This window comes from Enterobacter sp. MGH 38, from assembly GCF_000492855.1.
GTDB lineage: Bacteria > Pseudomonadota > Gammaproteobacteria > Enterobacterales > Enterobacteriaceae > Enterobacter > Enterobacter hormaechei_C.
Genome location: NZ_KI535607.1, coordinates 1607311 through 1630812, shown reverse-complemented (window position 1 = coordinate 1630812; position 23502 = coordinate 1607311). Strand labels below are relative to the sequence as shown.

The 23502-nt window shown below is 55.8% G+C and carries 24 protein-coding genes and 1 tRNA gene; 14 read left to right on the top strand and 11 right to left on the bottom strand.

The annotated features are described in order from the left end of the window. Positions 1-10: 10 nt before the first annotated feature. Both L384_RS13210 and orn read right to left on the bottom strand, forming a co-directional pair. A tRNA-Gly gene (locus tag L384_RS13210) sits at positions 11-86 on the bottom strand. A gap of 196 nt (positions 87-282) precedes the next feature. Beyond that, entirely contained in the window at positions 283-828 is a 546-nt protein-coding gene (gene orn, locus L384_RS13215; RefSeq protein ID WP_023324038.1) for an oligoribonuclease, read from the bottom strand. 107 nt (positions 829-935) lie between these two features. Between orn and rsgA the strand changes: the two genes are divergently transcribed. From rsgA to mscM, 3 genes are all read left to right on the top strand, one after another. Next, positions 936-1988 carry a small ribosomal subunit biogenesis GTPase RsgA gene (gene rsgA / locus L384_RS13220; RefSeq protein ID WP_003855964.1) on the top strand — a complete coding sequence of 351 codons (1053 nt, stop codon included), beginning with the start codon at positions 936-938 and terminating at the stop codon, positions 1986-1988. A 97-nt stretch (positions 1989-2085) separates the two neighbouring features. Further along, a complete protein-coding gene (gene asd / locus L384_RS13225; RefSeq protein ID WP_003855963.1) occupies positions 2086-3054 on the top strand; it encodes an archaetidylserine decarboxylase in 969 nt (322 codons plus the stop codon). Positions 3055-3073: 19 nt separating this feature from the next. Then, positions 3074-6397, top strand: a complete 3324-nt coding sequence (gene mscM, locus L384_RS13230; RefSeq protein WP_023324037.1) for a miniconductance mechanosensitive channel MscM — start codon at positions 3074-3076, stop codon at positions 6395-6397. A 36-nt stretch (positions 6398-6433) separates the two neighbouring features. On the opposite strand, the gene yjeM is transcribed toward mscM, so the two are convergent. Continuing rightward, positions 6434-7933 carry a glutamate/gamma-aminobutyrate family transporter YjeM gene (yjeM, locus tag L384_RS13235; RefSeq protein WP_003855961.1) on the bottom strand — a complete coding sequence of 500 codons (1500 nt, stop codon included), beginning with the start codon at positions 7931-7933 and terminating at the stop codon, positions 6434-6436. A 178-nt stretch (positions 7934-8111) separates the two neighbouring features. Next, the gene (gene epmA, locus L384_RS13240; RefSeq protein ID WP_003855960.1) at positions 8112-9089 is read right to left on the bottom strand and encodes an elongation factor P--(R)-beta-lysine ligase; all 978 of its coding nucleotides are present in this window, start codon (positions 9087-9089) and stop codon (positions 8112-8114) included. A 310-nt stretch (positions 9090-9399) separates the two neighbouring features. Here epmA and frdA point away from each other — a divergent pair, with 310 nt between their 5' ends. From frdA to frdD, 4 genes are read left to right on the top strand one after another with little or no spacing between them, the layout of a single operon-like run. Then, a complete protein-coding gene (gene frdA / locus L384_RS13245; RefSeq protein ID WP_023324036.1) occupies positions 9400-11190 on the top strand; it encodes a fumarate reductase (quinol) flavoprotein subunit in 1791 nt (596 codons plus the stop codon). Continuing rightward, entirely contained in the window at positions 11183-11917 is a 735-nt protein-coding gene (locus L384_RS13250; RefSeq protein ID WP_003855955.1) for a succinate dehydrogenase/fumarate reductase iron-sulfur subunit, read from the top strand. The genes frdA and L384_RS13250 overlap by 8 nt, the downstream gene beginning before the upstream one ends. Before the next feature lie 10 nt (positions 11918-11927). Further along, the gene (gene frdC, locus L384_RS13255; RefSeq protein WP_023324035.1) at positions 11928-12323 is read left to right on the top strand and encodes a fumarate reductase subunit FrdC; all 396 of its coding nucleotides are present in this window, start codon (positions 11928-11930) and stop codon (positions 12321-12323) included. 10 nt (positions 12324-12333) lie between these two features. Then, entirely contained in the window at positions 12334-12693 is a 360-nt protein-coding gene (gene frdD / locus L384_RS13260) for a fumarate reductase subunit FrdD (RefSeq protein ID WP_000609653.1), read from the top strand. A gap of 29 nt (positions 12694-12722) precedes the next feature. Here frdD and ampR read toward each other — a convergent pair whose 3' ends face one another. Next, on the bottom strand, positions 12723-13598 hold the full coding sequence (ampR, locus tag L384_RS13265) for a LysR family transcriptional regulator AmpR (RefSeq protein WP_003855952.1): 876 nt from the start codon (positions 13596-13598) through the stop codon (positions 12723-12725). A gap of 132 nt (positions 13599-13730) precedes the next feature. On the opposite strand from ampR, the gene L384_RS13270 reads away from it, so the two are divergent. Then, entirely contained in the window at positions 13731-14876 is a 1146-nt protein-coding gene (locus L384_RS13270; protein WP_032628014.1) for a cephalosporin-hydrolyzing class C beta-lactamase ACT-141, read from the top strand. A 158-nt stretch (positions 14877-15034) separates the two neighbouring features. Further along, a complete protein-coding gene (locus L384_RS13275) occupies positions 15035-15565 on the top strand; it encodes a lipocalin family protein (protein ID WP_003855945.1) in 531 nt (176 codons plus the stop codon). Here L384_RS13275 and sugE read toward each other — a convergent pair. After that, on the bottom strand, positions 15562-15879 hold the full coding sequence (sugE, locus tag L384_RS13280; RefSeq protein WP_023324033.1) for a quaternary ammonium compound efflux SMR transporter SugE: 318 nt from the start codon (positions 15877-15879) through the stop codon (positions 15562-15564). The two genes, L384_RS13275 and sugE, sit on opposite strands and share 4 nt — an antisense overlap. Before the next feature lie 262 nt (positions 15880-16141). On the opposite strand from sugE, the gene L384_RS13285 reads away from it, so the two are divergent. Further along, positions 16142-16741 (top strand): helix-turn-helix transcriptional regulator, encoded by a 600-nt coding sequence (locus tag L384_RS13285; protein ID WP_022650247.1) that lies wholly within the window; start codon positions 16142-16144, stop codon positions 16739-16741. A gap of 37 nt (positions 16742-16778) precedes the next feature. Here the strand turns inward: L384_RS13285 and ecnB are convergent, their stop codons facing one another. From ecnB to efp, 3 genes are all read right to left on the bottom strand, one after another. Beyond that, positions 16779-16925 (bottom strand): lipoprotein toxin entericidin B, encoded by a 147-nt coding sequence (gene ecnB / locus L384_RS13290; RefSeq protein ID WP_003855942.1) that lies wholly within the window; start codon positions 16923-16925, stop codon positions 16779-16781. 108 nt (positions 16926-17033) lie between these two features. Beyond that, positions 17034-17165, bottom strand: a complete 132-nt coding sequence (locus L384_RS13295) for an entericidin A/B family lipoprotein (protein WP_006810410.1) — start codon at positions 17163-17165, stop codon at positions 17034-17036. Positions 17166-17222: 57 nt separating this feature from the next. After that, the gene (gene efp / locus L384_RS13300; protein WP_003855940.1) at positions 17223-17789 is read right to left on the bottom strand and encodes an elongation factor P; all 567 of its coding nucleotides are present in this window, start codon (positions 17787-17789) and stop codon (positions 17223-17225) included. Positions 17790-17829: 40 nt separating this feature from the next. Here efp and epmB point away from each other — a divergent pair, with 40 nt between their 5' ends. Further along, positions 17830-18858, top strand: coding sequence for an EF-P beta-lysylation protein EpmB (epmB, locus tag L384_RS13305; RefSeq protein WP_003855939.1), 1029 nt, complete (start codon positions 17830-17832; stop codon positions 18856-18858). A 65-nt stretch (positions 18859-18923) separates the two neighbouring features. Here the strand turns inward: epmB and L384_RS13310 are convergent, their stop codons facing one another. After that, a complete protein-coding gene (locus L384_RS13310; protein ID WP_003855938.1) occupies positions 18924-19277 on the bottom strand; it encodes a DUF4156 domain-containing protein in 354 nt (117 codons plus the stop codon). Positions 19278-19510: 233 nt separating this feature from the next. On the opposite strand from L384_RS13310, the gene L384_RS13315 reads away from it, so the two are divergent. The 3 genes from L384_RS13315 to iadA are packed head-to-tail and all read left to right on the top strand — an operon-like array spanning position 19511 to position 21790. Further along, a complete protein-coding gene (locus tag L384_RS13315) occupies positions 19511-20158 on the top strand; it encodes a nucleoside recognition domain-containing protein (RefSeq protein WP_022650246.1) in 648 nt (215 codons plus the stop codon). Next, positions 20155-20616 carry a YjiG family protein gene (locus L384_RS13320; protein WP_023315248.1) on the top strand — a complete coding sequence of 154 codons (462 nt, stop codon included), beginning with the start codon at positions 20155-20157 and terminating at the stop codon, positions 20614-20616. Before L384_RS13315 ends, L384_RS13320 begins: the two co-directional genes overlap by 4 nt. A 10-nt stretch (positions 20617-20626) precedes the next feature. Continuing rightward, positions 20627-21790 carry a beta-aspartyl-peptidase gene (iadA, locus tag L384_RS13325; RefSeq protein WP_023324032.1) on the top strand — a complete coding sequence of 388 codons (1164 nt, stop codon included), beginning with the start codon at positions 20627-20629 and terminating at the stop codon, positions 21788-21790. A gap of 65 nt (positions 21791-21855) precedes the next feature. Here the strand turns inward: iadA and groL are convergent, their stop codons facing one another. Then, entirely contained in the window at positions 21856-23502 is a 1647-nt protein-coding gene (gene groL, locus L384_RS13330) for a chaperonin GroEL (protein ID WP_003855930.1), read from the bottom strand.

The following is a 23502-nucleotide window of genomic DNA, read 5'->3' as shown; positions in this document are numbered from 1 at the left end:
TTTCAAATTTTGGAGCGGGAAACGAGACTCGAACTCGCGACCCCGACCTTGGCAAGGTCGTGCTCTACCAACTGAGCTATTCCCGCAAATCTGTACTGCTTTTGTTGCTGTCGTAACGTGTAATTCTCTGTCGTTACGGGAGGCGCATTATACGAGAAATCCGTTTAGCTGCAACCCCCCTCAAAGCGATTTTTTTGAAATTCAGTTCAAGTGCTTATTTAATCGGCAAGCTGGACAATTTAGCGACAAAAACCCGGCCACGCAAGGCGCCGGATCGCAAAATCAGAGCTTAATAAAGTTTTCGCGATAGTACGCCAGCTCCGCAACAGACTCACGGATGTCGTCCAACGCCTGGTGCGTCCCCTGCTTTGTGAAGCCGTCGAGAATTTCCGGTTTCCAGCGGCGGGCCAGCTCTTTCAGGGTGCTCACATCCAGATAGCGGTAGTGGAAGTAGGACTCCAGCTCCGGCATGTACTTAAACAGGAAACGACGATCCTGACCAATGCTGTTGCCACAGATAGGCGATTTTCCTGCCGGCACCCACTGCTTCAGAAATTCAAGCGTCGCCAGCTCCGCTTCGCGGTCGCCCAGGGTGCTGGCCTTCACGCGTTCCACCAGCCCGCTGCCGGTATGGGTACGCACGTTCCACTCATCCATCAGCGCAAGCTGGTCATCGGACTGGTGCACGGCAATCGTTGGGCCTTCCGCCAGAATATTGAGGTTGGCATCGGTGACCAGTGTGGCGATCTCAATAATGCGATCGCGCTCGGGATCAAGGCCGGTCATCTCCAGATCGATCCAAATCAGGTTGTTTTCGTCCGCGCTCATGTTATTTTCCACCCTTCTCGCATAACCGGCAGTAGCAGGTTAACTAGTATTAATTAGAGTGTATCATAGAGGTTTTGCCCGCTACGGGCGACCAGGAGCCAGCGCGATTGAGTAAAAATAAACTCTCCAAAGGGCAGCAGCGCCGCGTGAATGCAAATCACCAGCGCCGTCTTAAAACCACTACGGAGAAGCCCGATTACGACGACAACCTGTTTGGCGAAGCGACAGAAGGCGTTGTGATTAGCCGCTTCGGCATGCACGCCGATGTCGAATCTGCCGACGGGGATATCCACCGTTGCAATATCCGTCGCACCATCCGTTCCCTGGTGACCGGTGACCGCGTGGTCTGGCGTCCAGGCAAAGAGGCGGCAGAAGGGGTAACGGTTAAAGGTATCGTTGAAGCCGTGCATGAACGCACGTCGGTTCTGACCCGTCCGGATTTCTACGACGGCGTGAAGCCCATTGCCGCCAACATTAACCAGATCGTGATCGTTTCGGCGATTTTGCCTGAGCTTTCACTCAACATTATTGACCGTTATCTGGTGGCCTGCGAAACGCTACAGGTTGAGCCGCTTATCGTGCTGAATAAAATCGATCTGCTGGATGACGAGGCCATGGCCTTTGTCAATGAGCAGATGGATATTTACCGCAACATTGGCTATCGCGTGTTGATGGTGTCCAGCCGCACCAAAGACGGCCTGAAGCCGCTGGAAGATGCGCTAACCGACCGCATCAGCATCTTTGCAGGGCAGTCCGGCGTGGGGAAATCGAGCCTGCTTAACAATTTGCTCGGCCTTCAGCAGGAGATCCTGACCAACGATGTGTCGGACGTCTCCGGGCTGGGCCAGCACACCACCACCGCCTCACGACTCTATCACTTCCCGCACGGCGGCGATGTGATCGACTCCCCGGGCGTGCGTGAATTTGGTCTCTGGCACCTCGAGCCGGAACAAATCTTTAACGGATTTGTCGAATTCCATGACTATTTAGGCGCTTGCAAATACCGCGACTGTAAACATGACAACGATCCGGGCTGCGCCATCCGCGAAGCGGTGGAGAACGGTGAAATTGCGGAAACCCGTTTCGAAAATTACCACCGTATTCTCGAAAGCATGGACCAGGTAAAAACGCGTAAAAACTTTTCTGATTCTGATAACTGACAACTAAGCTAAGCGTCGCTAAAATCGTCCCCTTTTTTCAGGTTCCGGCAGCGTAATGCCGGATCAGGAACGACAAAACAATGGCCTGGAGGCTACCTTGTTAAACTCATTTAAACTTTCGCTTCAATACATTCTGCCGAAACTGTGGCTCACTCGCCTGGCGGGCTGGGGCGCGAGCAAACGAGCGGGCTGGCTGACCAAACTGGTCATCGACCTGTTCGTGAAATACTACAAGGTCGACATGAAAGAAGCGCAGAAGCCGGATACGGCAAGCTATCGTACCTTCAACGAATTTTTTGTGCGTCCGCTGCGCGATGAAGTGCGCCCGCTGAATACCGACCCGAACGTGCTGGTGATGCCAGCGGACGGCGTGATCAGCCAGCTGGGTAAAATTGAAAACGACAAAATTTTGCAGGCGAAAGGCCATAACTACAGCCTGGAAGCGCTGCTGGCCGGTAACTACATAATGGCCGATCTGTTCCGTAACGGGACTTTCGCGACCACCTATCTCTCCCCGCGCGATTACCACCGCGTGCATATGCCGTGTAACGGTATTCTGCGCGAGATGATCTACGTGCCGGGGGATCTGTTCTCCGTCAATCACCTGACGGCGCAAAACGTTCCTAACCTGTTTGCCCGTAACGAGCGCGTCATCTGCCTGTTTGATACTGAATTTGGCCCAATGGCGCAGATTCTGGTGGGTGCTACCATTGTAGGCAGCATCGAAACCGTCTGGGCGGGCACCATTACTCCGCCACGCGAAGGCGTGATCAAGCGCTGGACCTGGCCTGCCGGCGAAGAAGAAGGTTCTGTGGCCCTGCTGAAAGGTCAGGAAATGGGCCGCTTCAAGCTGGGCTCAACGGTCATCAACCTGTTCGCACCGGGCAAAGTTAACCTGGTCGACGAGCTGGAAAGCCTGTCCGTGACCAAACTCGGCCAGCCTCTGGCAGTATCGACGGAGGTCTTTGCAACACCAGACGTTGCGCCAGCCCCGTTGCCGGAAGATGAGATCAAAGCCGAGCACGACGCCAGCCCGCTGGTTGACGACAAAAAAGACGAAGGCTAACAACAGAAGGATCGCTGACGTGCGCCCGATTATCGTATTACTGATGGCCTGGTGCCTCAGCATGGGGGCGTACGCAGCGACGGCCCCCGACGCCAAACAGATAACCCAGGAGCTGGAGCAGGCAAAAGCGGCAAAACCCGCTCAGCCGGAGACCGTTGAGTCGCTCCAGTCTGCACTGAACGCGCTTGAGGAACGAAAGGGTTCCCTTGAGCGCGCGCAGCAGTATCAACAGGTTATCGACAATTTCCCCAAACTCTCTCAGACCCTGCGCTCGCAGCTAAACAACCTGCGCGATGAACCACGCCAGGTCCCCGCGGGGATGACGTCCGAGGCGCTGAATCAGGAGATCCTGCAAGTCAGCAGCCAGCTGCTGGAAAAAAGCCGTCTGGCGCAGCAGGAGCAGGAACGGGCGCGTGAAATTGCCGATTCCCTCAGTCAGCTTCCACAGCAGCAAACCGATGCCCGCCGTCAGTTAAATGAGGTGGAACGCCGCATCGGGACGCAGACAGGCAGCACACCGCAGAATCAGGCGCAAAATCTTGGGTTGCAGGCGGAATCCGCCAGACTAAAAGCCCTGGTTGATGAATTGGAGCTGGCGCAGCTTTCCGCTAACAACCGCCAGGAGCTGTCGCGGATGCGTTCCGAGCTGGCGCAGAAGCAGAGCCAGCAGCTGGATGCGTATCTCCAGGCGCTGAGAAATCAACTCAACAGCCAGCGTCAGCGTGAAGCTGAACGTGCTCTGGAAAGCACAGAATTACTGGCCGAAAACAGCGCTAACCTGCCCGACAGCATCGTCGCCCAGTTTAAGGTTAACCGCGAGCTTTCTGCTGCGCTGAATCAGCAGGCGCAGCGCATGGATTTGGTGGCCTCGCAGCAGCGTCAGGCTACCAATCAAACCCTTCAGGTTCGTCAGGCACTCAACACGCTGCGTGAACAGTCCCAGTGGCTTGGCTCGTCTAACCTGTTGGGCGAAGCGTTACGCGCGCAGGTGGCCCGTCTGCCAGAGATGCCAAAACCACAGCAGCTTGATACGGAGATGGCGCAGCTGCGTGTTCAGCGTCTTCATTATGAAGATCTCCTCAACAAGCAGCCGCAAATCCGCCAGATCCGTCAGGCTGACGGACAGCCGCTCACCAGCGAGCAAAGTCGTATTCTGGAAGCGCAGCTGCGCACCCAACGCGAACTGCTCAATTCCCTGTTGCAGGGGGGCGATACGCTGATCCTTGAGCTGACCAAGCTGAAAGTCTCGAATAGCCAGCTGGAGGATGCGCTGAAAGAGGTCAACGAAGCCACGCACCGTTACCTTTTCTGGACGTCCGACGTGCGGCCGATGACCTTCGCCTGGCCGATTGAGATCGTGCAGGATCTGCGCCGCCTCATTTCGCTGGACACCTTTAGCCAGCTGGGCCTCGCCAGCGTAATGATGATAACCAGCAAGGAGACTATCTTCCCGTTGCTGGGGGCGCTGATTCTGGTGGGCTTCAGTATTTATTCCCGTCGTCACTTTACCCGTTTCCTTGAGCGCTCCAGCGCCCGAGTGGGAAAAGTAACCCAGGATCACTTCTGGCTGACGTTGCGTACGGTGTTCTGGTCAATTCTGGTCGCGTCTCCGCTGCCGGTGCTGTGGATGACGCTCGGATACGGACTGCGTGAAGCCTGGCCCTACCCGCTTGCCGTCGCGATTGGCGATGGCGTGACCGCCACCGTTCCGCTGCTGTGGGTGGTGATGATTTGCGCCACGTTTGCGCGGCCAAATGGTCTGTTCATCGCTCACTTTGGCTGGCCGCGTAATCGCGTTGCGCGGGCGATGCGTTACTACCTGATGAGTATCGGGCTGATTGTGCCGCTGATTATGGCGTTGATCATGTTCGATAATCTCAATGACCGGGAGTTCTCCGGCTCGCTGGGACGGCTGTGCTTTATGCTGATCTGCGGGGCGTTAGCGGTAGTGACGCTCAGCCTGAAACGCGCCGGGATCCCGCTCTATCTCGACAAGACCGGCAGCGGCGATAACATGTTAAACCGTCTGCTGTGGAACCTGCTGCTCAGCGCGCCGCTGGCGGCGATGCTGGCGGCAGCGGTCGGTTATCTCGCCACGTCGCAGGCGCTGCTCGCCCGACTGGAAACGTCGGTGGCCATCTGGTTCCTGCTGCTGGTGGTCTACCATGTTATCCGCCGCGGCATGCTGATCCAGCGTCGTCGTCTGGCGTTTGACCGTGCTAAACATCGTCGCGCAGAAATTCTGGCCCAGCGCGCGCGGGGTGAGGAAGAGCCAAACCACGTCAACAGCACCGAAGGGACTACAGACGCTGATGACGTCGAACTGGATCTGGATGCGATAAGTACTCAGTCCCTGCGGCTGGTACGCTCAATTCTGATGCTGGTTGCCCTGCTGTCGGTGATCTACCTGTGGTCAGAAATCCACTCCGCGTTTGGCTTCCTGGAGAACATCTCTTTATGGGATGTGACATCCACGGTGCAGGGAGTCGAAAGCCTGGAGCCCATCACCTTAGGGGCCGTGCTGATTGCGATTCTGGTGCTGATCATCACCACCCAGCTGATCCGTAACTTCCCTGCCCTGCTGGAGCTGGCGCTGTTGCAGCATCTGGATTTAACCCCAGGCACGGGCTATGCGATCACCACCATCACCAAGTATTTAATCATGCTGTTTGGTGGGCTGGTTGGCTTCTCGATGATTGGTATCGAATGGTCAAAACTGCAATGGCTGGTTGCCGCCCTGACCGTAGGCCTGGGCTTTGGTTTACAGGAGATTTTTGCCAACTTCGTTTCTGGTCTGATCATTCTGTTTGAAAAGCCGATTCGAATTGGCGATACGGTGACCATCCGCGATCTCACCGGCAGCGTCACCAGGATCAACACCCGCGCCACCACCATCAGCGACTGGGACCGTAAAGAGATCATCGTCCCGAACAAGGCATTTATCACCGAGCAGTTTATCAACTGGTCGCTGTCCGACTCCGTCACGCGTGTGGTGCTGACCGTACCCGCTCCGTCGGATGCCAACAGCGAAGAGGTGACGCAGATCCTGTATACGGCTGCTGAACGCTGTTCGCTGGTAATCGACAACCCACCGCCGGAAGTCTTCCTGGTTGATTTGCAGCAGGGGATCCAGATTTTCGAGCTGCGTATCTACGCCGCCGAGATGGGACACCGTATGCCGCTGCGCCATGAGATCCACCAGCTGATTCTGGCTGGCTTCCGCGAGCACGGAATTGATATGCCGTTCCCACCGTTCCAGATGCGTCTGGAAACGCTGGACGGACGTAAGACGGGAAGAACGTTGACGTCAGCGGCGCGTACGCGCCCGGCGGGAAGTTTGTAATCCTTTCCCCCTCCCCATCGGGAGGGGGTCAATCCTTTATGCCACTTCTGCTACACAGGCCGTCGAGCGACGACGGTAATGCTCATAAATCCCCATTGCCAGCAGCGAGAAGAAGATCGGTCCGCCAACCATCCACAGCGTGCTGTTCCAGTCATTTGCCTCAACAACGGGCTGAATGACGGTAAAAATGTTGGCGAACGCGACGACCAGCACCACAACAGTGGTCGCCAGCAGCGTCGCCGCACGGGTTTTGAAGATCACAAACGGTCGTTCCAGATCCTGCTTCGCCTTAAAGAACGGGAACGCCAGGGTCAGGAACAGATACGGAAGCGTCATCGATACGTTTGCCATCAGGGTCAGCTTGTTATAGAACGCCGACGCGGTATCACCGCCGAAGGACACCAGCAGAATGAACACGCACACCAGCATGCACTGCATCCACATCGCGTTGGCAGGCATACCGGCAGCGTTCAGCTGAGTCATACGTGCAGGCCACAGCGCCTTTGGCGTCCCCTGAATAATCGCTTTCAGCGGCGAGTAGATCAACGTGAAGAACGCGCCAGTATAGGCGAGGAACATCGACAAACCGGTAATCCGCGCAAACCAGATCCCCAGGGTGGCCGACGTTTCCGGCGCGAGATCCATGGCGTTGCCCAGCGTCACCCCCAGGCTTTTCATCAACACGTAGGTAATGTTGCCGAGGTTGGTAGTGTTATTGCTCAGTACCTGCTGCCAGTTGGTGCTGACGCCCCAGAGGAAAATCGCCAGTGAGTAGCCAATGGATATGACGATGGCGGCAAAGATAATGCCTTTGGCGAAGTTCTTTTCCGGATTTTCGGTTTTGTCGACCAGGCCGCCCACGGCTTCAATTCCACCGTAAGCAAAGATGGCAAACACCACGAAGGAGAGCATGGCCAGTCCGGACTGGTAACCCGGATTAGGCGATGAAACGAAGTTGACTTCCTGTGCGAAATGCCCGCCGTTCAGGCACAGAATGGCGATGCTGACCAGCAGCAGCACCAGGTTCAGGCACATCACGGAAATACCGCCAACGGCAGTGATACGGGCAATTTTGTTGATGCCTTTCGAGGCCACCAGCGTGACCACCACCATCCAGCACACCGCCAGAATACCGACCACCTGCGTGGAGCTCAGCCCCGCCAGAGACCAGACCTGCGTTTTATCCGCACCGAAGAGAAACGTTGAGAACGGCACCCAGACCTTGGCCGCCGTGCTGACCATCCAGACGACGTAGGATGAAAACCACATGAACGTACCGATAAACGCGTAACGGGGGCCGACGCTGTTGTTCATCCACGAATAGATGCCACCCTCTTCTTTCCGGTACGCCGAGCCCATCTCCGCCATCATCAGCGCAAACGGGATAAAGAAGAACAGAGCGGAAACGATATAAAACGGCGTCGCGCTGTAGCCCATCAGATAAAACGCGGACGGGCTATTGGCAAAGCCAAAGACTGACGTAAAAATCATCAGAATGAGCCCGGTAAGGGTCATTTTTTTGAGTGAGTGAGACATATAACCATCCGAAACGGAATTAAACTGCGCGGATGGTAGCAGATGACCAGACAAATATTGTGGCTATCCGAGTCAATTTAAGAAAAAGACCCGTGCATAGCGAAAAGAGCAGTTTTTAATGTGGCAGAGTTAAATGACCGAGTAGGCCGGGTAAGCGACAGCGCCACCCGGCATTTTTTCAGGCGCGATCGACCGTAAAGGCAATCACATCGCCCAGTTGCTCGGCACCCAGCGCCAGCATGACCAGACGATCCACACCCAGCGCCACGCCGGAGCAGTCCGGCAAACCGGCCTTAAGCGCTTCCAGCAGGTTGGTGTCAATCGGCTGCTGCGGCAGACCGCGCGCGTTGCGCTTGCGGTTATCCTGCTCGAAACGCTGCTGCTGTTCGCGCGCGTCGGTCAGCTCGTGGAAACCGTTCGCCAGCTCAATGCCTTTGAAGTACACCTCAAACCGTTCCGCCACGCGGTGATCTTCGGTGCTGATCTGCGCCAGCGAGGCCTGGCTGGCCGGGAAGTGATAGACAAACGTCGGGCGATCTTTACCAATTTGCGGTTCAACGCCAAAGGTGAACAGCAGTTGCAACAGCGTGTCGCGGTCCTCTTCGTTATCCGCCACGTTGCTCAGATCCAGTTTTGCCGCCACTTCACGCAGCTGTGTTTTATCAGCCGACAGCGGATCGATTTCCAGATGGCGCTGGAAGGCCTGCTGATAGGAGAGCGTTTCAGCTTCCGCGCAATCCAGCACCTGTTGCAGCAGATCGTCGACTTCGTTCATCAGACGATACATGTCGTAGTGCGGGCGGTACCACTCCAGCATGGTGAATTCCGGATTATGGTGTCGGCCCATCTCTTCATTACGGAAGCTACGGCACAGCTGATAGACCGGACCACACCCGGCCGCCAGCAGACGCTTCATATGGTATTCCGGGCTGGTCATCAGATACAGATTCATGCCCTGAGAGTGGCCTGGGCCAACAAAACGGGTTTCAAACGGGACCAGATGAATATCCGTAACCGTCGCCTGACTCATGCACGGCGTTTCCACCTCCAGGACGCCGCGGTCGGCAAAGAAACGGCGGATCTCCGCCATAATTGCTGCGCGCTTTAGCAGGTTTGGAATGGATGCGCTCGGCTGCCAGGTGGCCGTTTCGCTCATGAGTTATTTCTCCGTTTTCAGACAAGGGCACGAAGTCTACTCGTAAGCCGGGGCAGAGACAAATTTTGCACAGTAAAAGTCCCTTTTCATTGCACAGAGAAATACTGTGACGCCATTCATTAATCACGATGATAAATCACCGCACAGAACAGCAAAAAAATCGAACACGTCAAATTTCCCTCCCTTCTACGCGGTTATACTGTTTTACCCATAAAGGAGCAGTGGAATCGCTTCCGCAATCGCCCGTTCGGGCAGGTGAACGTCCTTTAGCTCATCGCGTTGCGGGAAAACAAAAATCTGGAGGAATGTCGTGCAAACTTTTCAAGCCGATCTTGCCGTAATAGGCGCTGGCGGGGCTGGATTACGCGCTGCAATTGCTGCGGCACAAGCCAATCCGAACGCTAAAATCGCATTGATTTCAAAAGTCTATCCGATGCGCAGCCACACGGTAGCCGCAGAAGGAGGATCCGCTGCCGTCGCGCAGGATCATGACAGCTTCGAATACCATTTCCACGACACGGTTGCAGGGGGCGACTGGCTTTGCGAACAGGATGTCGTTGATTACTTCGTGCACCATTGCCCAACGGAGATGACCCAGCTGGAACAGTGGGGATGCCCGTGGAGCCGCCGTCCGGACGGGAGCGTCAACGTCCGCCGCTTCGGTGGCATGAAGATCGAACGCACCTGGTTTGCCGCCGATAAGACCGGCTTCCACATGCTGCACACCCTGTTCCAGACCTCCCTCCAGTTCCCACAAATCCAGCGCTTTGACGAACATTTCGTTCTCGACATTCTGGTCGACGACGGTCATGCGCGCGGACTGGTGGCGATGAACATGATGGAAGGCACGCTTGTCCAGATCCGCGCGAATGCGGTGGTGATGGCAACGGGCGGCGCGGGCCGCGTATACCGCTACAACACCAACGGCGGCATCGTCACCGGTGACGGTATGGGCATGGCGCTCAGCCACGGCGTCCCGCTGCGTGATATGGAGTTCGTCCAGTATCACCCAACCGGCCTACCGGGCTCCGGCATACTGATGACGGAAGGCTGCCGCGGCGAAGGCGGAATTCTGGTCAACAAAAACGGCTATCGCTATTTGCAGGATTACGGCATGGGTCCGGAAACCCCACTTGGCGAGCCGAAAAACAAATACATGGAACTCGGCCCACGCGACAAAGTCTCTCAGGCTTTCTGGCACGAGTGGCGCAAAGGCAACACCATCTCAACGCCGCGCGGCGACGTGGTGCATCTCGACCTGCGTCATCTCGGCGAGAAGAAACTGCTGGAGCGTCTGCCGTTTATCTGCGAGCTGGCGAAAGCGTATGTGGGCGTCGATCCGGTGAAAGAACCGATCCCGGTGCGTCCAACCGCGCACTACACCATGGGCGGCATCGAAACCGATCAGCAGTGCGAAACCCGCATCAAAGGGCTGTTTGCGGTGGGCGAGTGTTCCTCCGTCGGTCTGCACGGCGCAAACCGTCTGGGCTCGAACTCGCTGGCTGAGCTGGTGGTCTTTGGTCGCATGGCGGGCGAACGTGCGGTGGAGCGTGCCGCAACGGCAGGTGAAGCTAACAGCGCGGCGCTGGATGCGCAGGTTGTAGACGTCGAAAAACGCCTGAAAGACCTGGTGAACCAGGAAGGTAACGAAAACTGGTCGAAGATCCGCGACGAAATGGGGCTGTCGATGGAAGAAGGCTGCGGGATCTACCGTACGCCAGAGCTGATGCAGAAAACCGTCGATAAGCTGGCGGAGTTGCAGGAGCGCTTCAAGCGCGTGCGTATCACCGACACTTCCAGCGTATTCAATACCGAACTGCTTTATACCATTGAACTGGGCCACGGCCTGAACGTCGCAGAATGTATGGCCCATTCCGCCCTGGCGCGTAAAGAGTCCCGCGGCGCGCACCAGCGTCTGGATGAGGGCTGCACTGAACGTGACGACGTCAATTTCCTTAAACACACTCTCGCCTGGCGCGATGCGGATGGCACCACCCGTCTGGACTACAGCGACGTGAAAATCACCACGCTGCCACCGGCGAAACGCGTGTACGGTGCAGAAGCAGAAGCCGCCGATAAGAAGGAGAAGGCGAATGGCTGAGATGCAAAAACTGAAAGTTGAAGTGGTGCGCTACAATCCGGAAGTGGACGCCGCGCCGCATAGCGCTTTCTATGAAGTCCCTTACGACGAGCAAACCTCCCTGCTGGATGCGCTCGGCTATATCAAAGATAACCTGGCCCCAGACCTGAGCTACCGCTGGTCCTGCCGCATGGCAATTTGCGGCTCCTGCGGCATGATGGTCAACAAGGTGCCAAAGCTGGCGTGTAAAACCTTCCTGCGTGATTACACCAAAGGCATCAAGGTTGAAGCGCTGGGCAATTTCCCGATTGAGCGCGATCTGGTGGTCGACATGACCCACTTTATCGAAAGCCTCGAAGCGATTAAGCCGTACATCATCGGCAACCCGCGCACACCGGATCAGGGGCCAAACACCCAGACGCCCGCGCAGATGGCGAAATACCATCAGTTCTCCGGCTGCATCAACTGCGGCCTGTGCTACGCCGCCTGTCCACAGTTTGGCCTGAACCCTGAGTTTATCGGCCCGGCCGCCATTACCCTGGCGCACCGCTATAACGAAGACAGCCGCGACCACGGCAAAAAAGAACGTATGGCCCAGTTGAACAGCCAGAACGGGGTCTGGACCTGCACGTTTGTCGGTTACTGCTCCGAAGTCTGTCCGAAGCATGTCGACCCGGCCGCCGCCATTCAGCAGGGTAAGGTGGAAAGCTCGAAAGACTTTCTTATCGCTACCCTGAAACCACGCTAAGGAGTGCATGATGACGACTAAACGCAAAGCCTACGTGCGACCAATGCCGTCCACCTGGTGGAAAAAACTGCCGTTTTATCGCTTCTATATGCTGCGTGAAGGCACGGCAATTCCCGCGGTCTGGTTCAGCCTCGAACTGATGTACGGGGTGTATGCCCTCAAGCACGGCCCGGAAGCCTGGGCCAGTTTTGTGGGCTTCCTGCAAAACCCAATCATCGTAGTACTGAACCTGATTGTGCTCGCCGCCGCGCTGCTTCATACCAAAACCTGGTTTGAACTGGCGCCAAAAGCAGCGAACATCATTGTAAAAGGCGAAAAAATGGGGCCAGAGCCGGTCATTAAAGGGCTCTGGGCAGTGACAGCAGTTGTCTCTGTGGTCATTCTGTTTGTCGCACTGTTCTGGTAAGGAGACTACTGTGATCAATCCAAATCCAAAACGTTCAGACGAGCCGGTTTTCTGGGGGCTGTTTGGCGCAGGCGGCATGTGGAGCGCCATTATTGCCCCGGTCATTATCCTGCTGGTCGGGATCATGCTGCCGCTGGGGTTGTTCCCGGGCGATGCGCTGAGCTATGAGCGCGTACTGGCCTTTGCGAGCAGCTTTATTGGCCGCGTGTTCATCTTCCTGATGATCGTCCTGCCGCTGTGGTGTGGTCTGCACCGTATCCACCATGCGATGCACGATCTGAAAATCCATGTGCCAAGCGGTAAATGGGTCTTCTACGGTCTGGCGACCATTCTGACGGTCGTCACGTTGATTGCCGTGGTCACCATCTGACTGAACAGGCCCGCCATCCGGCGGGCTTTTTACTTTTTCATCTTCTCCACCAGCCACCGGGAAAATTCGCGCATGGCTGGCGTTTCTGCCCGGGACTGCAATCGGGTCAGCCAGTAACTGCCGAGCTCAATCTGCGTCGCAAAGGGCTGTACAATGCGCTCGCTGGCTAACAGATGGGTAAACATATCGACAGGCGCAATGGCAATGCCCACCCCTGCCTGAGCGGCCTCCAGCATGGTCACGGACGAATCAAATACCATCACGCGGTGCGTTGGCGAAGGGGGATGCTCGCCGGCCGCCTGCATCCACGCGGTCCATTCATCGCGTCGGTAAGAGCGCAGCAGCGTAAACCTGAGGATGTCGGCCGGACTGTGCAGACTGGCGGCGATATCGGGCGTACACAGCGGCGCGAGCGGCGCATGACAAAGGAATTCAGCCTCGGTGCCGTGCCACGCCCCGCCACCGTATCGGATCGTATAGTCAAGCCCTTCAGCAGCCGGATCAACGCGGTTGTTATGGGTGGAAAGCTGAAGATCGATGTGCGGATAGCCACGGCGAAAATCCTCCAGCTGCGAGAATAAAACCCCGGTGGCAAATGTACCCACCACGCCGATTTTCAGCTTCTCCTGCGCACGATGGTTAGCGAAGCGATCCAGCATTCCGGCTATACGATCGAAAGAATCATTCAGCACCGGCAGTAAATTTTCACCCTCGGTAGTCAACATCAGCCCGCGCGACACGCGAACGAACAGCTGACAGTTCAGGTGCTGCTCCAGCGTTTTCACATGCTGGCTAATGGCTGAATGGGTCACGTTCAGCTCAATGGCCGCATGCGTAAAGCTGAGATGTCTCGCGGCGGCTTCAAAAGCCCGAAGCGAATTGAGGGGGAGATAGCTTCGCGTCATGGTCTCTTCCGTTAGAAAAATTAACAGCTAATGCTAAATTTAACCGTTTGTCAGGCACAGTCAAATCCAACAGACTACGCCTGTCTGATGGGCCCGGACACCCCCTTGACTCGCTATTACGGAAGATTACTGATGATGAAAAAATCCCTTTGCTGCGCCCTGCTGCTGGGCCTCTCTTGCTCTGCTCTCGCCGCGCCAGTGTCAGAAAAACAGCTGGCGGAGGTGGTCGCGAATACGGTTACCCCGCTGATGAAAGCCCAGTCTGTTCCAGGCATGGCGGTGGCCGTTATTTATCAGGGAAAATCGCACTATTACACGTTTGGCAAGGCCGATATCGCGGCGAATAAACCCGTTACGCCTCAGACCCTGTTCGAGCTGGGTTCTATAAGTAAAACCTTCACCGGCGTTTTAGGTGGGGATGCCCTTGCTCGCGGTGAAATTTCGCTGGACGATCCGGTGACCAGATACTGGCCACAGCTGACGGGCAAGCAGTGGCAGGGTATTCGTATGCTGGATCTCGCCACCTACACCGCTGGCGGCCTGCCGCTACAGGTACCGGATGAGGTCACGGATAACGCCTCCCTGCTGCGCTTTTATCAAAACTGGCAGCCGCAGTGGAAGCCTGGCACAACGCGTCTTTACGCCAACGCCAGCATCGGTCTTTTTGGTGCGCTGGCGGTCAAACCTTCTGGCATGCCCTATGAGCAGGCCATGACGACGCGGGTCCTTAAGCCGCTCAAGCTGGACCATACCTGGATTAACGTTCCGAAAGCGGAAGAGGCGCATTACGCCTGGGGCTATCGTGACGGTAAAGCGGTGCGCGTTTCGCCGGGAATGCTGGATGCACAAGCCTATGGCGTGAAAACCAACGTGCAGGATATGGCGAACTGGGTCATGGCAAACATGGCGCCGGAGAAGGTTGCCGATGCCTCACTTAAGCAGGGCATCGCGCTGGCGCAGTCGCGCTACTGGCGTATCGGGTCAATGTATCAGGGTCTGGGCTGGGAGATGCTCAACTGGCCCGTGGAGGCCAACACGGTGGTCGAAGGCAGCGACAGTAAGGTAGCGCTGGCGCCGTTACCCGTGGCAGAAGTGAATCCACCGGCTCCTCCGGTCAAAGCGTCCTGGGTCCATAAAACGGGTTCTACTGGCGGGTTTGGCAGCTACGTGGCCTTTATTCCTGAAAAGCAGATCGGTATTGTGATGCTCGCGAATAAAAGCTATCCGAACCCGGCACGCGTTGAGGCGGCATACCATATCCTCGAGGCGCTACAGTAAAACATTGCCGGGTGGCGCTGCGCTTACCCGGCCTACACAACGCGTGAACTTTGTAAGCCGGGTAAGGCGAAGCCGCCACCCGGCAAAACCCCCTACACAATCTCCCGCATTTTCCCTGCTGTCATCTACACTTAACAAAAAACAGTAAGGAAACTCCTATGCGCATTCTGCCTGTTATTGCCGCAGTAACAGCCGCGTTTTTAGTGGTTGCTTGCAGTTCCCCTACTCCTCCGCCTGGCGTCACGGTAGTCAGTAATTTCGACGCACAGCGCTTCCTCGGCACCTGGTATGAAATCGCCCGAATGGACCATCAGTTCGAACGGGGCTTAGAAAAAGTCACGGTCAACTACAGCGCGATGGATGACGGCGGGATCCGGGTCATTAACCGCGGCTATAACCCGGATCGCCAGATGTGGCAGCAGTCAGTTGGTCAGGCCTATTTCACCGGCGCGTCTAACCGCGCGGCCATGAAAGTCTCTTTCATCGGCCCATTCTACGGCGGGTATAACGTCATTGCGCTGGACAGAGAGTACCGCCATGCGCTGGTGTGTGGGCCGGATCGCAACTATCTGTGGATCCTCTCCCGCACGCCAACGATCCCGGCGGAAATGAAACAGCAGATGCTGGACATAGCGACCCGGCAAGGGTTTGACGTGACGAAATTACTCTGGGTAAAACAGCCGCATTAGTGGGTACTGAGTTTTAACCCGATGATACCCGCGACGATTAACGCGAGGCTGGCGATGCGCGCCAGGCTCGCAGACTCCCCCAGCAGCAGAATACCGGTAATGGCAGCCCCTACCGCGCCAATTCCCGTCCAGACAGCGTAAGCCGTTCCGACTGGCAAGCTTCGCATCGCCCATGACAACATGACGATACTGACAATCATTGCGGCGATAGTGATGACGCTGGGCGTCAGGCGGGTAAAACCATGGGTATATTTCAGGCCAATTGCCCATACCACTTCGAGCAAACCGGCAATAACAAGAACGATCCAGGGCATATCAGGCTCCTTAACTTAACGACAAGTTGGGGCCGTCCCCGATGAATGAAGCGCTTACGGGTCGTCCCGCAAGGCTGAGGTTGCGCCTTATATTTTGGTTAGCATGGAATTTTTTTTCAAACTTTTTCTGCTGAACATGTTAAGGCAAGAAATAGCCTCAGTAAGACACGGAGTTCAGGCATTTATGACTCATCCGACTTCTCTATGATGATAGGCTTTCTGATGGCAGGAAGCCAAACCACTAGCCGACTGCGAAAATTTTATGTTTAAAATTCTTTTGATTGACCGTTGTCACTTCACCCGCACGGGATTTGAAGCCTGGGTCAATCATTCAGACCTGTTTTCGGGTCATTTCGTCGTAACCGGGGTAAATAATCTTTTCCTCGCCAGAGAGCATATCCTGCAATGGAAACCTGCGCTGGTCATCGCTGATTTATCTGGCTTCCGGCAGGATTTACACCATTTTCAGCAGCTATCCTCCCTGCTGATTGCCAGCGAAACATTGCCATTTATTATGCTGCAATCAGGCCAGGAGCAAGAGATGACAGATTATCTGGCGCAGTTCCCGATATGGTCTTCTCTTTCCAAAAATACCGATCTGGAAAAACTAGCGGCGGTGATAAATGACGCGCTAACGTCATGCGCAAGCGCGGAGCTTCCGGAGATGGCGGCACCGTTACTGACGCGTCAGGAAGAGAGAGTTCTTAGCCTGTGGATGGATGGCGCGAGCAACCAGAAAATTGCCAGCAATCTGCGCATTAACGGAAAAACGGTGTACACGTACAAACGCAATATCCGCATGAAGCTACATATGGATACGCGCTACTCCCCGTTTTTATCGCTACAGGAAGTGGAGAATTGACGGTACGGTGAAATGACCTGCCGTACCGTCGCTTTCATTAGTTCTGAGCTTTAGTTGCTGCGCCAGAAATCGCGTTACCACCGTCGGAGATATCTTCCCCTACGCCACGGGTGGTGTTACATGCAGTCAGTACCGAAGAAAGCACCAGAACAGAAAAGATCGCTGCAATTGTTTTCTTAACCATAATATCTTCCTTTTATAGCCAAAGTTATTTTGTGTATAGCAACTTAAGAATAGACAAGATCTTGTCGTTTGACGGAAAAGGAAGAATTTTTAGGAAAATTAGACGGAATTAGCTGGCCGCATGGGAAATGATATGGCCAAGATCCTGGATATCTTCACCCACGCCACGCGCGGTGTTGCAACCGGAGAGAATTGCGCTGGAGAGCGCTAACAGAAGCAGAATTTTAACGGTACGTTTCATCTTCCCTGCCTGCAAAATCAGGCGCAGCGGGCGCTGCGCCTTACATCATGACGTAAATTACTTCACGCGGGATACGTATTCGCCGGAGCGGGTATCCACTTTGATCACTTCACCGATCTGTACGAACAGTGGCACTTTCACCACAGCGCCGGTAGACAGGGTGGCAGGCTTGCCGCCAGTACCTGCGGTATCACCTTTCAGACCTGGATCGGTTTCAACGATTTCCAGCTCAACGAAGTTCGGAGGCGTAACCGCGATAGGCTGACCGTTCCACAGGGTCACGATGCACTCAGCCTGATCCAGCAGCCACTTGGCGTTGTCACCAATCGCTTTTGCGTCCGCAGACAGCTGCTCGAAGGTTTCGTTGTTCATGAAGTGCCAGAACTCACCGTCGTTGTACAGGTAAGTCAGGTTCATATCGACAACATCAGCGCCTTCAGCGGAGTCAGTAGATTTGAAGGTTTTCTCAACACGGGTACCGGTCAGCAGGCGGCGCAGCTTTACGCGTGCGAATGCCTGGCCTTTACCTGGTTTAACGAATTCGCTGGCTTCAACCGCGTACGGTTCGCCGTCCATCATGATTTTAAGACCAGCACGAAAATCGTTGCTATAGTACGTTGCCATAAGGCCCTCTAAATTTGTTAACTGGTAGCTAAGCCACAAAATGGCGCATATTGTAACCCTAAACACCCCGTCCAGAGAAGATTGGTTATCGCAACTTGCCGATGTAATCACCAGTCCTGATGAATTGCTGCGTCTTTTAGACCTCGAACAGCACGAAGCGTTGCGTGCAGGTCGTGAGGCGAAACGCCTTTTCGCCCTGCGCGTTCCCCGCGCGTTTGTTGCCCGAATGGAAAAGGGCAATCCTGATGATCCGTTATTAAAACAAACGCTTACCTCTCAGGATGAGTTTATTACCGCCCCCGGCTACAGCACCGATCCGCTGCAAGAGCAGAACAGTGTCGTACCGGGTTTGCTGCATAAATACCGCAATCGTGCCCTGCTGCTGGTTAAGGGCGGTTGCGCGGTAAATTGCCGCTATTGCTTCCGTCGCCACTTCCCGTACGCCGAAAACCAGGGCAATAAGCGCAACTGGCAGGTGGCGCTGGACTACATCACGGCGCACCCGGAACTGGATGAAATCATCTTTTCCGGCGGCGACCCGCTGATGGCAAAAGATCATGAGCTGGACTGGCTGCTGACTCAGCTTGAGACCATCCCGCACATTAAGCGTCTGCGCATTCACAGCCGTTTACCGATCGTCATCCCGGCGCGTATCACCGACGCCCTGGTCACGCGCCTGGAGCAGTCCCGTTTGCAGGTGCTGCTGGTGAATCATATCAACCACGCGAATGAAATTGACGCGGACTTTCGTGCGGCGATGGCGCGTATGCGAAAGGCAGGCGTGACGCTGCTCAACCAGAGCGTATTACTGCGCGGCGTGAACGACAGCGCCCGCGTGCTGGCCGATCTCAGCAATGCCTTATTTGATGCGGGCGTTATGCCCTATTACCTGCATGTTCTGGATCGCGTCCAGGGCGCGGCGCACTTCATGGTGACAGATGAAGAGGCCCGGAAGATTATGCGCGAGCTGTTAACGCTGGTTTCAGGTTATATGGTGCCGAAGCTGGCACGTGAGATTGGCGGAGAGCCGAGTAAGACGCCGCTGGATTTGCAGCTGCGTCAGCAGTAAAAAGGCAGGTGGCGCTACGCTTACCTGCCCTGGAGATAAAGCGGCAGCGCCATCAAACGGTTATATCAGTTCGGGCACTTATAGACCTGGCCGTTCATCTGGCTGGCGGTTGGCACAAAGCTGGACAGCATCCCCTGCGTCGGGCTGCTCACCCCGTAAATCACGTTGCCGCCCATTGCCGCAGCCTGATTACGCAGGGCATTGGCCGCACCGCGCATAGAGCCGCCCTCTTCGCCGTGCTGCCCCGACATCCAGTTGCTTTGCTCGCCAGTGGCGGTGCCTAACAGCTGGCATTCGCTGCCCGGCTTATCTTCCACAAAGCGAACGCTCTGGCCCGCTGCCGTCAGCTCATTGCTGGTGCTACAACCCGCCAGCAGCAATGCTGCACCTACAATCCCTGCACAGACTTTTATGCGCATGTTATTCCTCGTTTTCAATAAGCTGGACAGTAGTTGTCCGCGTGTAAACCTTATACTAAAAAGATGACCAAAAGAAAAATGCTGAGCATTTCTGCGAGCCAGATTCCGCTGGCACTCCTCCGACATCTTAAATGAATTCTGATAATAACCTTTGGGATATCGTGTTTTAGCCCCCGATCGTTTTTAGTGATGCGACGTACAACTTTTGTACGCGACTCAAAAAAGGGGGTTTCATGAGTGCATCATCCTCAGGAGAGGAAAAAGTAACCTGGGTGGGCTATCTGGCGTTCGTGCTCACCATCGTATTTTTCTCAGGTTTTTTCGCCAAAAGTACCGAATGGTGGCGCGTGCTGGATTTTACCGTCCTGAACGGCAGCTTTGGACCGGTGAACGGTGCGCTGACGTTTCGCGGCGAGGGCGGCACGGGAGCGAAAGATGGGTTTTTGTTTGCCCTTGAACTGGCGCCCTCGGTCATTTTATCGCTCGGGATCATTGCCGTTACCGAGGGGCTGGGCGGGCTGCGCGCCGCACAACAGCTTATGACGCCCATTCTGCGCCCGCTGCTCGGCGTGCCGGGCATTTGCTCTCTGGCGCTTATCGCCAACCTGCAAAATACTGATGCTGCCGCAGGGATGACCAAAGAGTTGACCAACGAAGGGGCAATTACTGACCATGAGCGCGCCATTTTCGCCACCTTCCAGACCAGCGGTAGCGCCATTATTACCAACTATTTTTCTTCCGGCGCCGCACTCTTTACCTTTATTACCGTCCCCGTAATCACGCCGCTTGCCGTCATTCTGGTGTTCAAATTTGTTGGCGCGAACTTTCTGCGACTGTGGATCGCCCACATGGAAGTTCGCTGCGCTCAGGAGGAAAAATGATCGCCCGGTCGCGTAAAAATATCATGGACTTGTTTATCGATGGCGCCCGCCGCGGCTTTACCATCGCCACCACCAGCCTGCTGCCGAACGTGGTCATGGCGTTTGTTATCATTCAGGCGCTCAAGGTAACCGGCCTGCTGGATATTGTCGGCAGGGTATGCGAGCCCATCATGGCTCTGTGGGGACTTCCGGGTGCGGCGGCAACGGTTCTTCTGGCCTCGGTGATGAGCATGGGGGGCGGTGTGGGGGTCTGCGCCAGTCTGGTCGCTGCCGGCACGCTCAACGGTCACGATGCCACCATCCTGCTGCCCGCCATCTATCTGATGGGTAATCCGGTGCAAAACACGGGTCGTTGCCTTGGCACCGCAGGCGTCAACCCGAAGTATTATCCGCACATCATCGCTGTCTGCGTCATTAACGCCCTGCTCTCAATGTGGGTGATGCAACTACTCTTCTGAGGAGATAAAAATGGATTTTTCAGTGCTGGAACCGCACCTTTTCCGCAATGCGCAGCTTTACGCTCCCGAGGATCTTGGGCATTGCGATCTGCTGATTGCCGGAGGAAAAATCGTCGCAGTCGAAAAAGCGGGCCACGCCACAATGAGGACAGACTGTCCTGAAAGCGATCTCGCCGGAGCGGTGGTTTGCCCGGGGTTTATCGATCAGCATGTACACCTGATTGGCGGCGGCGGTGAAGCCGGTCCCCACACCCGGACGCCAGAGGTACGATTGTCTGCGCTGGTGGCGGCTGGCATCACCTCCGTTGTAGGCCTGCTGGGCACCGACGGCGTGACCCGCCATCCCGAGTCGCTGCTGGCGAAAACGCGGGCACTTGAGCATGAAGGGATCAGCGCATGGATGCTGACAGGCGCGTATGGCCTGCCTTCTCCGACGATCACTGGCAGTATCGAAAAGGATGTGGCGCTAATTGATAAAATCATTGGCGTGAAATGCGCGATTTCTGACCATCGCTCTTCCGCACCGGCAGATGACCAGCTCGCGAATATGGCCGCCCAGTCGCGCGTCGGCGGGCTGCTGGGCGCCAAAGCGGGGATATCCGTATTTCACCTCGGCAACAGCCCTAAACTGCTGGAGCCACTGCTTAACATCCTGAATAACGCCGACGTGCCTCGCACGAAGCTGCTGCCAACCCACGTCAACCGCGCCCAGGCACTGTTCCACGCCGCACTGGACTATGCCCGCGAAGGGGGGTACATCGACATCACCACCAGCATCAGTGAGCCCATTGATGCCGCTACCGCCATCGCGACGGCCCGTGACGCGCAGGTGCCGTTTAACCGGCTCACGCTCAGCTCGGATGGCAACGGCAGCCAGCCGAATTTTGACGCAAACGGTAATCTTGTTGGCATTGGCGTGGCGGGTTTTGAGTCCCTGCTTGATACGCTACAGCAGCTGGTCGGCCGGTATCACCTGCCTCTGGAGGAGGCACTTCTGCCATTTACGCGTAACGTGGCGGAGTTTCTCGGTCTGGAGCATAAAGGGCGGATCGCGCCCGGATGCGATGCCGATTTCCTGGTGCTGACGGATGACCTGAAGATCCGTGAGGTCTGGGCGAAAGGCCGCCAGATGGTGCGTGAAGGCGTGGTGTGCGTGAAAGGCACGTTTGAGTAGAAGATAATAAAAAACCCCGGGCATTGCTGCCCGGGGCTCGTTCTGAGAGGTTCAGAACAGCATGATTACATCATGCCGCCCATGCCACCCATGCCGCCCATACCACCAGCAGCACCTAAGTCAGGCGCGTCGCCTTTAGGCAGGTCGGTCACCATGCACTCGGTCGTGATCATCAGGCCAGCTACAGATGCCGCGTATTGCAGAGCAGAACGGGTCACTTTAGTTGGATCCAGGATACCGAAGTCGATCATGTTGCCGTATTCTTCAGTTGCCGCGTTGTAACCGTAGTTACCTTCACCCGCTTTCACCTTGTTCGCAACCACAGACGGCTCTTCACCGGCGTTGGACACGATCTGACGCAGCGGAGCTTCCATTGCGCGCAGCGCAACTTTGATACCCACGTTCTGGTCTTCGTTCTGAGCAGTCAGGCCAGCCAGTTTAGCGGCTACACGCACCAGCGCGACACCACCACCAGCAACCACGCCTTCTTCTACCGCAGCACGGGTCGCGTGCAGGGCGTCGTCAACGCGTGCTTTCTTCTCTTTCATTTCAACTTCGGTAGCCGCACCGACTTTGATTACCGCTACGCCACCTGCCAGTTTCGCTACGCGCTCCTGGAGTTTTTCACGGTCGTAATCGGAAGTTGCTTCTTCGATCTGCTTACGGATCTGACCAACACGGCCCTGAATAGCGGCTTCTTCACCCACACCGTCGATGATGGTGGTGGTGTCTTTGTTGATCACAACGCGTTTCGCCTGGCCCAAGTCTTCCAGAGTCGCTTTTTCCAGCTCCATACCGATCTCTTCGGAGATCACGGTACCGCCGGTCAGGGTAGCGATATCCTGGAGCATCGCCTTACGACGATCGCCGAAGCCAGGTGCTTTAACCGCTGCCACTTTCACGATGCCACGCATGGTGTTAACCACCAGGGTCGCCAGCGCTTCGCCTTCAACGTCTTCAGCAATGATTACCAGCGGCTTGCCTGCTTTCGCGACAGCTTCCAGCACTGGCAGCATTTCGCGGATGTTGGAGATTTTCTTGTCAGCCAGCAGGATGAACGGGCTTTCCAGCTCAACAGCGCCAGTTTCTGGCTTGTTGATGAAGTATGGGGACAGGTAACCGCGGTCGAACTGCATACCTTCAACCACGTCCAGTTCGTCTTCCAGACCAGTACCGTCTTCAACGGTGATCACGCCTTCTTTACCGACTTTATCCATCGCTTCAGCGATCAGTTTACCTACGGTTTCGTCGGAGTTAGCGGAGATAGTACCAACCTGAGCAATGGCTTTAGAGTCAGAGCACGGTACGGACAGCGCTTTCAGTTCTTCAACAGCGGAAGCGACGGCTTTGTCGATACCACGTTTCAGATCCATTGGGTTCATGCCCGCAGCAACGGCTTTCAGGCCTTCGGTGATGATCGCCTGCGCCAGTACGGTCGCGGTGGTGGTACCGTCACCGGCAGCGTCGTTCGCTTTAGAGGCAACTTCTTTCACCATCTGTGCGCCCATGTTTTCGAACTTGTCTTCCAGCTCGATTTCACGTGCAACAGAAACACCATCTTTGGTGATGGTTGGCGCGCCGAAGGATTTGTCCAGCACTACGTTACGGCCTTTCGGGCCCAGAGTGACTTTCACTGCGTCTGCCAGTACGTTTACGCCGCGGAGCATTTTTACACGAGCGTCGTTACCGAATTTTACGTCTTTAGCTGCCAT

Coding starts and splice junctions, on each gene's coding strand:
- L384_RS13250 (WP_003855955.1), top strand. CDS start 11,183: ATGGCTGAGATGCAAAAACTGAAAGTTGAAGTGGTGCGCTACAATCCG.
- orn (WP_023324038.1), bottom strand. CDS start 828: ATGAGCGCGGACGAAAACAACCTGATTTGGATCGATCTGGAGATGACC.
- L384_RS13285 (WP_022650247.1), top strand. CDS start 16,142: ATGTTTAAAATTCTTTTGATTGACCGTTGTCACTTCACCCGCACGGGA.
- L384_RS13315 (WP_022650246.1), top strand. CDS start 19,511: ATGAGTGCATCATCCTCAGGAGAGGAAAAAGTAACCTGGGTGGGCTAT.
- L384_RS13320 (WP_023315248.1), top strand. CDS start 20,155: ATGATCGCCCGGTCGCGTAAAAATATCATGGACTTGTTTATCGATGGC.
- L384_RS13270 (WP_032628014.1), top strand. CDS start 13,731: ATGATGAAAAAATCCCTTTGCTGCGCCCTGCTGCTGGGCCTCTCTTGC.
- efp (WP_003855940.1), bottom strand. CDS start 17,789: ATGGCAACGTACTATAGCAACGATTTTCGTGCTGGTCTTAAAATCATG.
- frdC (WP_023324035.1), top strand. CDS start 11,928: ATGACGACTAAACGCAAAGCCTACGTGCGACCAATGCCGTCCACCTGG.
- epmA (WP_003855960.1), bottom strand. CDS start 9,089: ATGAGCGAAACGGCCACCTGGCAGCCGAGCGCATCCATTCCAAACCTG.
- groL (WP_003855930.1), bottom strand. CDS start 23,502: ATGGCAGCTAAAGACGTAAAATTCGGTAACGACGCTCGTGTAAAAATG.
- epmB (WP_003855939.1), top strand. CDS start 17,830: ATGGCGCATATTGTAACCCTAAACACCCCGTCCAGAGAAGATTGGTTA.
- L384_RS13310 (WP_003855938.1), bottom strand. CDS start 19,277: ATGCGCATAAAAGTCTGTGCAGGGATTGTAGGTGCAGCATTGCTGCTG.
- L384_RS13275 (WP_003855945.1), top strand. CDS start 15,035: ATGCGCATTCTGCCTGTTATTGCCGCAGTAACAGCCGCGTTTTTAGTG.
- iadA (WP_023324032.1), top strand. CDS start 20,627: ATGGATTTTTCAGTGCTGGAACCGCACCTTTTCCGCAATGCGCAGCTT.
- ampR (WP_003855952.1), bottom strand. CDS start 13,598: ATGACGCGAAGCTATCTCCCCCTCAATTCGCTTCGGGCTTTTGAAGCC.
- sugE (WP_023324033.1), bottom strand. CDS start 15,879: ATGCCCTGGATCGTTCTTGTTATTGCCGGTTTGCTCGAAGTGGTATGG.
- yjeM (WP_003855961.1), bottom strand. CDS start 7,933: ATGTCTCACTCACTCAAAAAAATGACCCTTACCGGGCTCATTCTGATG.
- ecnB (WP_003855942.1), bottom strand. CDS start 16,925: ATGGTTAAGAAAACAATTGCAGCGATCTTTTCTGTTCTGGTGCTTTCT.
- L384_RS13295 (WP_006810410.1), bottom strand. CDS start 17,165: ATGAAACGTACCGTTAAAATTCTGCTTCTGTTAGCGCTCTCCAGCGCA.